Source organism: Pseudoalteromonas sp. 20-MNA-CIBAN-0454, from assembly GCF_040308685.1.
In the GTDB taxonomy this organism is placed as follows: Bacteria; Pseudomonadota; Gammaproteobacteria; order Enterobacterales; family Alteromonadaceae; genus Pseudoalteromonas; species Pseudoalteromonas nigrifaciens.
In genome coordinates this window covers 12,951-25,397 of the sequence record NZ_JBEOOB010000034.1, presented here as the reverse complement: position 1 = coordinate 25,397, position 12,447 = coordinate 12,951, and the positions used below count along the sequence as shown (strand labels likewise).

At 39.6% G+C, this 12,447-nt stretch carries 10 protein-coding genes; 4 read left to right on the top strand and 6 right to left on the bottom strand.

Features of this window, described 5'->3' with window-relative positions:
• Positions 1–735: 735 nt before the first annotated feature.
• The 6 genes from AAEZ22_RS14905 to AAEZ22_RS14880 all read right to left on the bottom strand — a co-directional run bounded on the left by AAEZ22_RS14905 (position 736) and on the right by AAEZ22_RS14880 (position 8,407).
• Entirely contained in the window at positions 736–2,754 is a 2,019-nt protein-coding gene (locus AAEZ22_RS14905) for a S9 family peptidase (RefSeq protein ID WP_179807805.1), read from the bottom strand.
• Positions 2,755–2,906: 152 nt separating this feature from the next.
• The gene (locus tag AAEZ22_RS14900; RefSeq protein WP_182684203.1) at positions 2,907–3,635 is read right to left on the bottom strand and encodes a 5-oxoprolinase subunit PxpA; all 729 of its coding nucleotides are present in this window, start codon (positions 3,633–3,635) and stop codon (positions 2,907–2,909) included.
• An 11-nt stretch (positions 3,636–3,646) separates the two neighbouring features.
• Positions 3,647–5,446: a glycoside hydrolase family 3 protein gene (locus tag AAEZ22_RS14895; protein WP_197182371.1), complete on the bottom strand. Its 1,800-nt coding sequence runs from the start codon at positions 5,444–5,446 to the stop codon at positions 3,647–3,649.
• 196 nt (positions 5,447–5,642) lie between these two features.
• Complete coding sequence (locus AAEZ22_RS14890) at positions 5,643–6,428, bottom strand: heme ABC transporter ATP-binding protein (RefSeq protein ID WP_089369029.1); 786 nt, start codon at positions 6,426–6,428, stop codon at positions 5,643–5,645.
• Positions 6,429–7,484 carry a FecCD family ABC transporter permease gene (locus tag AAEZ22_RS14885; RefSeq protein WP_197182370.1) on the bottom strand — a complete coding sequence of 352 codons (1,056 nt, stop codon included), beginning with the start codon at positions 7,482–7,484 and terminating at the stop codon, positions 6,429–6,431.
• Between the two features lie 68 nt (positions 7,485–7,552).
• Positions 7,553–8,407 carry a heme/hemin ABC transporter substrate-binding protein gene (locus AAEZ22_RS14880; RefSeq protein WP_197182369.1) on the bottom strand — a complete coding sequence of 285 codons (855 nt, stop codon included), beginning with the start codon at positions 8,405–8,407 and terminating at the stop codon, positions 7,553–7,555.
• A gap of 67 nt (positions 8,408–8,474) precedes the next feature.
• Here AAEZ22_RS14880 and AAEZ22_RS14875 point away from each other — a divergent pair, with 67 nt between their 5' ends.
• The 4 genes from AAEZ22_RS14875 to AAEZ22_RS14860 all read left to right on the top strand — a co-directional run bounded on the left by AAEZ22_RS14875 (position 8,475) and on the right by AAEZ22_RS14860 (position 12,433).
• Positions 8,475–9,227 (top strand): energy transducer TonB, encoded by a 753-nt coding sequence (locus tag AAEZ22_RS14875; protein ID WP_350546303.1) that lies wholly within the window; start codon positions 8,475–8,477, stop codon positions 9,225–9,227.
• A 14-nt stretch (positions 9,228–9,241) separates the two neighbouring features.
• Positions 9,242–9,793 carry a MotA/TolQ/ExbB proton channel family protein gene (locus AAEZ22_RS14870; RefSeq protein ID WP_011329712.1) on the top strand — a complete coding sequence of 184 codons (552 nt, stop codon included), beginning with the start codon at positions 9,242–9,244 and terminating at the stop codon, positions 9,791–9,793.
• Complete coding sequence (locus tag AAEZ22_RS14865; RefSeq protein ID WP_011329713.1) at positions 9,786–10,199, top strand: biopolymer transporter ExbD; 414 nt, start codon at positions 9,786–9,788, stop codon at positions 10,197–10,199. The genes AAEZ22_RS14870 and AAEZ22_RS14865 overlap by 8 nt, the downstream gene beginning before the upstream one ends.
• 146 nt (positions 10,200–10,345) lie before the next feature.
• Complete coding sequence (locus tag AAEZ22_RS14860) at positions 10,346–12,433, top strand: TonB-dependent receptor domain-containing protein (protein WP_350546306.1); 2,088 nt, start codon at positions 10,346–10,348, stop codon at positions 12,431–12,433.
• Positions 12,434–12,447 lie beyond the last annotated feature (14 nt).

Here is a 12,447-nt window from a genome sequence, read left to right as displayed (position 1 = left end):
TTTTATGGCTTTATAAACTGTAAATAAAGGCCATAAGTGACTGATTTTAGCTTTTTGAGTGAACACTCACCTTATAATAAACCGATTTTTTACTAACTTGAGCAATCCACAAAACACTTTTTTACTAACTGAGGGCCTATAAACACTAGCTCAAACCGGTTTTTTACCAACTCAGTGGGTATTTAATTGTATAAACCGAAATTTTACCAACTCAAATAATAGTTAAGTCCGATACTTAAGCTAGGCATTAAGATAGCTTAAGTATTAGTAAGCATTTAGATGGCTTTATCTCTATATTGCTGATGTTAGCGTGTAGGTGAATATAGTTAAAGTGGACTATATCCCTAAAGGGGTAGTGAGTACTTTTTGGCTATATTAACCTGATCTCCGGATAATAAACTTATCTCAAGCAGCTATTTTCAGCGCTAACTGCGTTGAATTTACTTGCAATAGGCCAGCTATTGACGCGTAAATTCGCCTTGTTTTCACTGAAAACCTCTGGCTAGAGAGAATAAAATTAAATATAAATATGATTCAATACGTTAGTAAATCTCTTAACCAGAGTTCAGGTTAATTAACTTGCCGCGGCGTTTGTGGTTTGCCGTTGCGTTACTATTAAAAATACCTAACCTGAGTTTAGGTTACTTACTGTAAACCCCCTTTACACTTATTGGTAATGCAAAAAAGCCACTTTAAAAAAGTGGCTTTAACTTACATACCAAGCGGTATGTTTGGTTATTTAGTGTGTTTATCAAACCACCATTGAATATAGGCAACTTTAGCCATTAAATTAGACGGACGAGCAGTAATACCATGTGATGCATCGGGAATACGTACCATAGCGGTTTCAACACCTTGTAGCTTTAATGCTTGATAAAACTGTTCGGTTTCTGAAATCGGTGTACGGAAATCAGATTCACCAGTTAGTAGCATAGTGGGTGTTTTTACATTGCCGACATAACTAATTGGCGAGCGTTTCATATAATGTTCTATATGATCCCACGGCTTACCCGGAAACCAATAGTCAGCAAAGAACGGGTAAAAGTCGGCAGTTAGTACAAAACTGATCCAATTAATTACAGGTTTAGCAACCACGGCTGCGGCAAAACGATCGGTATGGCCAACTATCCACGCGGTAAGTACGCCGCCACCAGAGCCTCCGGTAACAAACAATTTAGACTCATCAATAAAACCTTTGGCAATTAAAGCATCTACTCCAGTCATTAAGTCGTCATAATCGTTACTTGGGTAATTATGATGAATAGTTTGTGCAAACTCTTTGCCGTAAGAATCACTCCCGCGAGGGTTCATATACAATACAACGTTCCCCTTAGCCGCATATAATTGTACCTCGGCGCTAAAGTGCGGGCCGTAATTGGCTACCGGGCCACCATGAATTTCAAGAATTAATGGGTACTTTTTATTACTGTCAAAACCAGGCGGGTAGGCTACCCAAGCTTGAATTGGCAGTTGATCGTGACTCGATTTAAGCCATAGCTCTTCTACCTTGGCTAGTTGTTTATGCCCCAGCGAGTTGTCATTTAAACTTGTTAAGCGCTGTGCTTTACCACGTTTAATTGCCGCTACATCGGCTGGGCGCTGCGTGTCGGCTAGGGTAAACACAATTTCGTCATCTTCGCTCACATCAAAGTCGCCACCAGAATAAGGACGACCAAAGGAAACGCTGCCAATTTTTTCGGTAATAACTTTACGTGAACCGCTACGAGGTTGGTACGCTAACGTGGTTTGCCCTTGATCAGCGTAACTAAAGTAAATGCCTTTAGAGTTACCGCTCCATTTTATTTTAGCTACGCTGCGGTCTAAGTCGGCAGTTAAATTAGTTGTTTTACCCGAACGTAGGTCGCGAATATACAATTGGGTGTTTTCGTAATTAGTTTGTTTGTCATCGTAACCGGTATACGCAAGGTAGCGGCCATTAGGCGATACTTGAGGTTGGCGGTCGGGGCCGTTTCTATCGGTTACAGCGGTTACTTCAAGCGTAATTAAATTAAGTTTATATACTTCGCTGTTAGTTGGCTTTAACAAGTAATTGTTATGCCTATTAGCCGAAAAATATAACGCTTTTTTATCTTTACTAAAGCTAACTTCGCCGCCGTTATTAAATTCATCAAAGGTAAGTTGTTTAGCATTGCCGCCATTTGCGTCAATAATAAATAATTGCTCAAAGCCCTTTTTAGAGTAACCAGCACCATCAGCACGATAATACACGTCGTCAATATATTTAGCTGGCTCTGCCCAAGTAGCGCCTTCAGGTTTACCAGGTAAGTTAATGGGTGAGCTTGATGTGGTGGCAACAAACATACTAAATGCGAGTTGCTTAGCATCTGGGCTCCAGCTTAGCGCTTTTGGCGTACTTGTAAGGTTACTTATTTTGCTAACCGCGCCAGTTTTAAGCCATTTCATGTAAATTTGGTTGCTACCGTCACGGTTTGAAATAAACGCTAAACGAGAGCCGTCCGGCGACAACTTTGGCGAATGATCCATATGTACGCCAGAAGTAAGCGGTTGAATTTGTCGTGTTTTATAATCTACTGTCCAAATATTACCTATTTTACGGTCGGTTTTTATATCCATTCTGTTACGTACAAAATAAACTGTTTTACCGTCTTTGGTAATGTCTAGCTGGTTAGCGTATTCAAGCGTAAATACATCTTCTAACTGTAGGGTGCTGCTATTGGCAAAGGCAAGATTACCTGTGCTTATTAATAGACTAAGCGCAAAAAATGTTTTCATTTCAAATCCCTGTGGTTGTTAATAATAATAGTTATATGTTAGAGAGTTTAAAAATAATAGCTAGGGCGATGAAGTAATTGCGTGGGTAGACTGAATCTGTAAAACGGTTCAGCTGTAAAGGGGGTTTACAACTGAACATATTAAATAATGCTTTACCGTTTACACAATAATTTTATTTGTTGAATGAGTGCAATACCGGCAGGGTTATCGCCGTGAACGCATAAACTATCGGCATCTAAAATTAACTTTTTACCTGAACGCGTAGTTACGCTGCCATCAGCTAACAGTTGCTTTACTTGCTCAATTAAAGCTTGCTCGTTATGCACACTACCTGCTAACTGCCTTGACACTAAAAGCCCTTCGTCGGTGTATTGTCTGTCGGCAAAGGCTTCTAATATTAATTTTAACCCTAAAGTGTCGGCCATTTTTTGATGCTTTTTAGCATCAGCCGTTGCTAAAATCATTAATTTTAATGGGCTAGGGTAGTGTGCTACCGCGCTCATTACGCTAGTTAAAAGCTGCTCGTTAAGCATCATATCGTTATAAAGTGCGCCATGGGGCTTAACATAACTAAGGCTTAAGCCTTGTACTTTGGCCATACCTTCTAGCGCAGCAATTTGATAGTGCAGACAATTTGTAAGCTCGCTTGCACTAAGTGCCATAGATCGTCTGCCAAAACCTTGTTGATCTGGGTAGCTAGGATGAGCGCCAATTTGTACCTTATGCTGCTTTGCCAGCTTGAGCGTATTTGCCATTACATCGGCATCACCCGCATGAAAACCACAAGCGATGTTAGCCATATTAATGTGCGGCATAACCTCTTCATCTAAGCCCATTTTCCAAGCACCAAAGCTTTCACCTAAATCGCAATTTAATAGCATTTAAGTTCTCCTTACTTTTTTATTGTTACAGGCAAAGTGCCATTAGCTGGCAATTTTCCTAACAGTACGTGTGCTAAAGCGGTAAATGCGGGGCCTGTTACAATATCGTTTTTATCGTGATCAATATTATAGGCATACGATGCAAGTACAGCATGCGCATAATCGCTAAACTCAGCAATGTCGTAAGGCGCTCTTAGGCTAATAAATACCGTGTTTTTATTTTGCTTTTTGGCCACTTTTAATAACGACTCAAGTGCTTTTGGTTGCTGTGCGTTGCTAAGTGCAAATTGAGGATCGTTTTTTAAATCATCCATACCGCCAATTTCTACCGCACTTTGATTTGGCGTTGCATTGCCCGCTATAACAACATCGGCTTTATTAATGTCTGTGTGCGCTTGTTGCGGATCAAAGCCTTGCAAGCTGCTACAAGTATAGTTAAGCGTATGTTTACTAATGCTTTGCAGGGCTTGTTGTAGTGCCATACATTTGCGGGTGTCGGGCATTATAATATGTATATGTTGCCCGGCTTTAAGTGTAAGTGGCAGTGTATTGTGAGTGTTTTTAACTTGTGTAATAGCCTCTACCGCAAGTTGAGCTTCAATATTGCGATGCGCTTTACTACCAATAACATGCTTGGCGTTAACTAGCGCATTAATGGCGTTAAAACTGGTGTTAAGTTTAAACTTACTTTTAAGCGCTGTAATACGCTGCGCCGACTCAGTTATTTCTTGCTGATTAAGTTGCTTAGTTTTAACCGCTGTAACTAAATCTGTAATGAGCTGATCAAGTTTGGTTAAGTCATCTATGCTGCGAATTTCTATTGGCATTAAGGCAATATCGACCCCTGCAGCAAAGGTATTTATAACCGCTTGAGTAGGATTGAAAAAGTGACTAATACCTGCCATATCAAGTGCATCGGTTACTACTACGCCATTATAATTAAGCTCATGGCGTAAAATATCAGTAATTATTTTACGCGACATAGTTGCGGGCTTAATCATGCTTTTACCATCTACACTGGTAAAGGTACTGCTATCAAGCGCAGGGTACTGAATATGTGCGGTCATGATCATGCCAGGGCTTTGCGTGGCAATAATCTGTTTAAAAGGGGCTAGGTCTTGTTGGTAAATAACCTCTTTTGAATGGTTAACTCTAGGTAAGCCCGTATGGCTATCTACGTTAGTGTCGCCGTGGCCCGGAAAATGTTTAAGCGAACTAATAATGCCGTTATTTTCAAATCCAGCAACTTGAGCTGCACCTAAAGTTGCAACGCGCTTAGGATCCTCGCCAAACGAGCGTACATTAATAACGGGGTTATCTGGGTTCATATTTACGTCGATTGAAGGCGCATAATTAACGTTAATACCCAAAGCACTTAGCTCGGTGGCCATTACTTTAGAGGTTTGCGCGGCAAAATAATTGTCGTGTTTTTCAAAAGTAGCACCAATCGACATATTACCGGTAAACGAGGTTGCTACATCGCGCGGTAGGCGTGCAACACGGCCGCCTTCTTGATCAACCGAAATAAACAAAGGTAATGCTGAACTCGATTTACTTGCAGCATGTTGTAATTGTTGGTTAAGGGTAATTATTTGTTCAATAGATTGGGTATTTTCAGAAAATAAAATCACCCCGCCAATATTGTATTTACTAATGGCGTTTGCCAGTTCATTGGGTAATTGAGTCATTGGCGTTCGGCACTGTTTGCTTGCACCTTGGTGACAAAAATAGCGAAAGTCGAGTAATAGCTTTTGGCCAAGTTGTTGTTCAAGCGTAAGCGCAGGTTGAGCTATAGAAGATTGTAATGGCATTAAACACCCGATTAAAAAAGCAATAGACGATACAGCATACTTATTTAGCAAAACACACTCCAAAGCTAAATAAAATAGATAAGTGCATGCAGCTTATCTATTTTTTAGTGCAACTGCAAAGCCGATACGCAATAGCGGTGCGTTTAAGTCTTATTGATTTTTAAAGCTGAATAAACGCTGATATTAGTTAAGTATTTTAGTAACACATTTGAATGTGTGGCATAGCCTCGCTGGTGTTATTTTCAAGCCTGGCGTTAATATTATATACCCGTTTAAGTAGCGCAGGGGTAAGCACTTCTTTTGGTGTACCACATGCTGCTACCTCGCCATTATTAAGCATGTAAATTCGATCTGCAAAACTGGCAGCAAGCGATAGATCGTGGATCACGGCAACTACTCCTGCGCCTTGGCTAGCAATACTTTTAGCTTGAGCCATTACATCGTATTGATGAAAAATATCTAAGCTAGAGGTGGGCTCGTCAATTAGTAAGTAAGGTGTTTTATTGGCAACTAGGCTAGGCTGAATTTGGCATAATACCCGCGCAAGTTGTACGCGTTGTTTTTCTCCGCCAGAGAGTTGTGTAAAGGTATGGGTTTTTAAGTGCGTTACACTAAGTGCTTGCATTACTTGCTCTGAAAAATGCATAAGCTGCTGTTTACTATAGTCTGCTTGATGGGCAAAGTGCGCCATATCAACCACTTCAGCTACGCTAAATGGAAAGTCGAGTTCGTAATTTTGCGTAAGCACAGCGCGTAATGTAGCCAAACTTGCTATTGAGTAGTCGCTAAGCAAGCGGTCATTAAGCGTAATATCGCCATTATTAATTTTTATATCGCCGCATAAAGCTTTTAATAACGACGATTTACCCGCCCCATTAGGGCCTATAATTACCACTAACTCGTTAGGTTTTACATAAAAGTTAATATGCTTGAGTAGTTTTTTTTGCCCAATTTGGGCCGATACATTATTAGCGCACAGCATTTATAAGCTCCGTTGCTGATAAGTTTTTAGCAACATAATTAAAAAGAAAGGGCCACCAATAGCACTGGTTATTAAGCCAATAGGTAACTCTGCAGGGAGCATTACAGTGCGTGCAAATAAATCAGCAAAGCTTAATAGCAGCGCGCCGCCTAAAATACTTGTTGGCATTAAGTAACGATGATCGGGCCCTAAAACAAGCCTTACAATATGCGGCACAATAAAACCAACAAAACCAATAATACCGGTAATAGAGACAGCTGCTCCGGTGCACAATGCCGTGCAAATAAATACCTGCTTTTTAAGCCGCGTTACATTAATACCTAAGTGTTTAGCTTGCGCTTCGCCTAGTAAATATAAATTAAGAGGTTTTGCTAGGCGTAGTAATAAAACCACACTCAAAACAATAATACATAAAGAGGGCAGCATCATTGCAAAGTGATTACCGGCTAAAGAACCCATACTCCAAAATGTTAAATCGCGCAGTTGTTGCTCGTTACTAATTAATGTAAGCCCACCAATGAGCGATCCCACAATGGCATTAACAGCAATACCAGCTAGTAATAAGCTAATAATTGTAAACTGACCACTGTGAGCGCTTAATCTATAAATAAATACACATACACTAATACAGCCAATAAATGCGCCAACCGGTACCGCATAAACGCCCAAGGTACTGCTAAAGTTAGCAAATAAACTACTGCCTAATACTATAGTGGCTACAGCGCCAAGTGCTGCACCACTCGACACACCAATTAAACCCGGATCGGCTAATGGGTTTCTAAAAATTGCCTGCATAGCACAGCCACACGCGGCTAACCCTGCACCTACCACCATGGCTAACACTATGCGTGGTAAGCGTATTTGCCAAATAATAGCGTTTTTTAAGCTATCAGTTTCAAGCTGGTTAATTATTGCGACTATTTCACTTAAGCTTAAATTTACGCCCCCTTTACTTAGTGCAATAAAAAACATAAAAACACAGGCTAAAAATAAACAGGGAATGGCCATTTTTCGCTGTTTTTGTTCGGTTAATAGCGTACTTCCTAATGCCAGCATAGTTATTACTCACTTAGCTCAATGTTAGGTTGAGAGGTTTTAGCAAAGCGAAACTTATACGCTGTAGGTTATTTAGCATTAGGGTGTAAAACACTTGCAAGCTCAACTACCGCTTGTGGTGTACGTGGGCCCATGCCTAATAAATAACTGCCATCAAAGCTATATACTTGCTTATTTTTAACTGCATTAGAGAACTTAAAATGTGCTAGTTTTGAGACGTTTTCCATAGGGGTGTCGCCGTGTCGTCCCATAGTAATAATTGCGTCTGGATTAAGAGCAAGGGCCGCTTCAGTTGAAAGCGGTTTCCAATTTTGTATGTGCTCTGCTGCAATATTAATTGCTCCAGCGGCATTTATTAATTCATTTGCAGAGGTATTTGCCCCGGCTACAATAGGTTGCCCGCTGCGTACATTAAGAATAAAAAGTACTCTCGGCTTATAAGTACTTTGTTGTAAAACAGTGTTTAAAGCAGCTCTGTCTATTGCCAAACTATTTGCAAGTTGCTCTCCCTTTTTAGGTACATTGAGTAAACGTGCAATGTGTTTTATTTTAGCTTCAATACCTAAAAAGTTATCTTCTTGTGTAAGTATGGTCATGTTTATTCCCGTACTTTTTAGCTGCTCTACTACCTTTTGAGGTCCTGTGTCGGCTTCGCCTAAGAGTAAATCTGGGCTGAGCGATAATATCCCCTCTGTACTTATTTTTCGTACGTACCCTATCTGCGGTTTTTTAGTCGCAGCACTTGGAAATACACTGGTGCTGTCTACACCTACAATACGATGCTGCTCATTAAAGGCATAAATAATTTCAGTTATTGAGCCTCCCGAAACAACAATTCTTTGTGCCGAGAATGGAGCTGAATTACTGCTACAAGCAAATGTTAACAGGGTAAGCGTAATTAAATATGTGTATAGGGGTTTCATAACAAATCCAATGTTGATACTATCAATAAACACGAACAATAACAGTTATCATTTAGATTTAAAAGCTATGAAGTTTACTATTTTTATATTACTGTCAGCAGTTGCTCATTATATTGGGTTGTTTATGCAACCTGTCTCCCCTAAAGCTATGACATTTTCGCAGGGGCAAAAAGCCGATCGTGTGGCAATTAATATTATTAACTCAACCCAGGTTAACGCCAGTAAAGTAGCTAAAAAAATACCAGCTGAGCCAAAACTAACAACGTCTGTAGTTAAAAACGATAATGTTAGTACTGAGTTTTCGGGCACCAAGCAGCACCTTAAAGTAGTAAAAAAAACATCTGAAAATATAAAAAAAATAATAGATAACCCGCCAAAAAAACCAGCTAAAGCCAAACCGGTTAACACAGCTAAAAATACTGAGCATAAAAAGTCTGTAAAAAACGCCCCAGCAAACAAAAATAAAATAAAGCCTGCTGCGCCCAGTTCTAGTACAACAAAACTAAGTAACCAACACTCTGCTACTAATCAATTAGTTACCGTAACTGAATTACCTTTATTTAAAGCCCCTAAGCCAATGTTAACGTATCCGTTACGGGCTAAAAAAAGAGGTTACGAAGGGGTTACGTTATTGCAAATTGAGTTGAATAAGCAGGGGCATATAGCAAAATTAACTGTGTTAAAAAGCAGCGGATTTACTGAGCTCGACAAAGCTGCTTTAAATAATGTAGCGCAGTGGCAGTTTCATCCTGTTGTTAAAAATAACCACCCGATAAAAGCACGATTTAGCGTGCCAATTCGGTTTTCGTTAAACGTATAACAAAGAGTAATAACATGCAGTCAACTTTTAATGCGGTAGGTATTATGGCTTGGCCATTACTATTGGTGTCAATTATAGCTTTGGCTATTGTGCTGGAGCGCAGCACTATTTTAATTATTGCTAAGTGGCAATTAAAGCAACATAAACTAGGTACAAGTCAATTTGCAATTACGCTGCAAGCTAAGCAGTTGCTGCACAGTGAGCAACGTCTTCAATGGTGCCAATTGTATTTACAAGACTGCTTAATTGATTGGCGAAAACGGCTAAACATATTGAGTTTATTGGCCTCTTTAAGCCCTTTAATGGGGTTACTTGGTACTGTGTGGGGGTTGGTCGTTATGTTTAAACGCATTGCCGAAACTAATCAAGCGGTTACGCCTGCTTTACTAGCTGATGGCTTGTGGGAAGCTATGTATTCAACCATGGCTGGATTAGTTATTGCTATTCCATGTTTATTAGTTAGCGGCTTATTAAACACCATACTAGAAGGGTTACAAAATGATTTTACAAGAATCATCAATCATTTAAATTATAAGTTTACCTATAGTGACTCACCTTATGCTTAGCTTGCCACCGCGTAATACAGCGGCGCAATTAGTGCCAGACTTAACCGCTTTGCTTGATGTGTTATTTATTTTATTGGTTTTTTTATTACTTACAGCAGCGGTTAAGTTAAATATGCTTGATGTAACGCTTCCCGATACAGGTAAAAACACCAGCACACCGGTACAACAAGCAGATGTACAGGTGCTTAGTATTCGGTTAGAGCATAATAAGCTTCAATACGCCCTCGAAAAAGAATCATTTACTTCGTTAAATGAAGCGATTAACGCCTTAAAAAACAGTAAAAAAAGCTTACCTCTGTATTTAGCGGTTGATCAGCAAGTACCTAGCGGCGAATTAGTAAAGCTATTAGCTAAACTTTCTGCTGAAAAGTATCAAGTTGCAAATATTTTAGTTAAAAGCGATTGATAACTATTATCATTTGGTGTTTATTTTGTTATAGTCAAAGTGCTTTAGGCAGTAGGGGCTAACCCAAAGCGCTATGTAACTTTTTTGCATTCAATATAAGTAGAGCAAAAGAGTAAACAAAATATAATTATTAAATGGAGTAAATAATGCGTATTACCAAACTGGCAGCTTGCCTTGCCACTCTGTCTTCGCCCTTAATGGCAGCTGATCTTGAAAACCCTAACCACACTAATATGCCGGTTACAGCACTTGATGCAGTAACCGTAACGGCAACCCGTACCGCAAAGTCTGCATTAAATTCAGCTCAAGCCGTTAATGTTATTAACGCAGAACAAATAGAGCAAGTACTTGCTAGTAGCGTATTCGACAGCCTTATTAGTATTCCTAACGTTACTGCAACCGGTGGCCCACGTAATATGGGGCAAAAGTTTAATGTGCGTGGTTTTAGTGACGCAGAAGATGTGTTAATAAGCGTAGATGGTGCAATTCAAACATTTGAAAAGTATCGAATGGGGAGTTTTTTTTCAGATCCTGAACTTTATCGCTCTGTAAATGTTAAACGTGGACCAAGTACTGTTTTGCATGGCGGTGGTGCTTTAGGTGGTGTGGTAGAAATGGAACTTAAAGATGCCAGCGACTTTTTAGCACCGGGTGAGCAAGGTGGCGTTAAAGTTAAGCTAGGTCACCATGGCAATAATAATGAAAATAACGGTACCGTATATGCTTATGCACGCCCTACCGACTCATTAGATATACTTACTTCGTATGTAAAACGCAGTAGTGGCGACTTTAAGTTATCAAATGGTGAAACGCTCGATAATTCGGGTATTGAGGCCGAGTCGCTGCTTTTAAAAGCAGAGTACTACTTAAACGAAGACTCCTTAATTGGATTGTCGTATACAAAAAGTGAAGACAATCAGCGCACCGAGTTTAATACTACCGATCCTGGCGCATGGGGTACGGTATATAGAGAAATAGAACAGTCGGTTACTAATTTAAGCTATGAGCTTAACCCCGCCAATAATCCTTATGTAAATTTAACAGCGCGCTTAGGGCGCACCCAAAGTCAGGTTATTGAAAGTGATGGTTCAGGCACTTTAAAAGATTTTATTGGCTTAGAGTCTAACTACGAATACAACATAACCACACTTGATATTGCGAATACATCTTTAATTAAACAGCATGCTTTAACCTATGGCATGCAGTATTCTGAAAAAGATCGAGTGGGAACCAAGTTAAGTTATCCATGCCTTAATTTAGACATGCAAACTTATCAATGTATTGATTATGCAGAGCAAGCAATACAAAACGAAATAACATCACAGCCCGGAGGCACTCAAAAACGCATAGGCGTTTACCTACAAGACGAATTTACTTGGCAGGCATTAACGCTTACCACAGGGCTACGTTATGAAAAGTATAAAACCACAGCAACCTCTAGCTTTGCCAACTCATTTAATAATTTAGATACCGATGTTGATCACTCTCAAGTAGTGCCTGCATTAACCGCTCACTATCAAATTAATAACCAGCTAGCTGTTTTTTCAAGTTATCAGCAAGGATTTAGAGCCCCATTAATAGATGAGCTTTATGATCAATATGGTGGCCGTGATCCGGCACTCGAACTTAAAGTAGAAAACAGCACCAATAAAGAAATAGGTGCGAGTTACCAAAACCAAAACATATTTACAAACAGAGATGCTTTAACTGCCCGTGTTATTTATTTTAAAGTAAAAATAGATGACGAAATTCAATCAAACACCAATATAGCCACTAATCCCGAACCCGCAGCGCGTTATAACAATAGTGGCGAAAACCAACGAGACGGCATTGAGTTTGAAATTAATTATGCACATACCTTAGGTTATGCCAACTTTTCTTATAGTCGAATATCAGGTGAAAACCAAAACAATGAACCACTTTGGTATTTACCAGCAGATAAATTTGCACTAAGTAGCGGGTTAAACTTTTTTAACGACGTGCTAAAAACAGGCTTTAATATTCAACATGTTAATGATCGCACTGTACTTGTATCAGGCATTGAGCAGCAACATAAAAGTTATGTTTTAGCAGGTATAAACGCCAGTTGGGATATTAACGACAGCTGGAATGCCCGCTTAGCAATAGATAATTTATTTGATAAAGAATACCAAGTTATAGCGGGTACTACAGGCGCCATTGGCGACTATGGTGTTGGCCGTAATATTAAAACGCAAATTAGTTTTAAATTTTAAGTTGCCGTAATGGT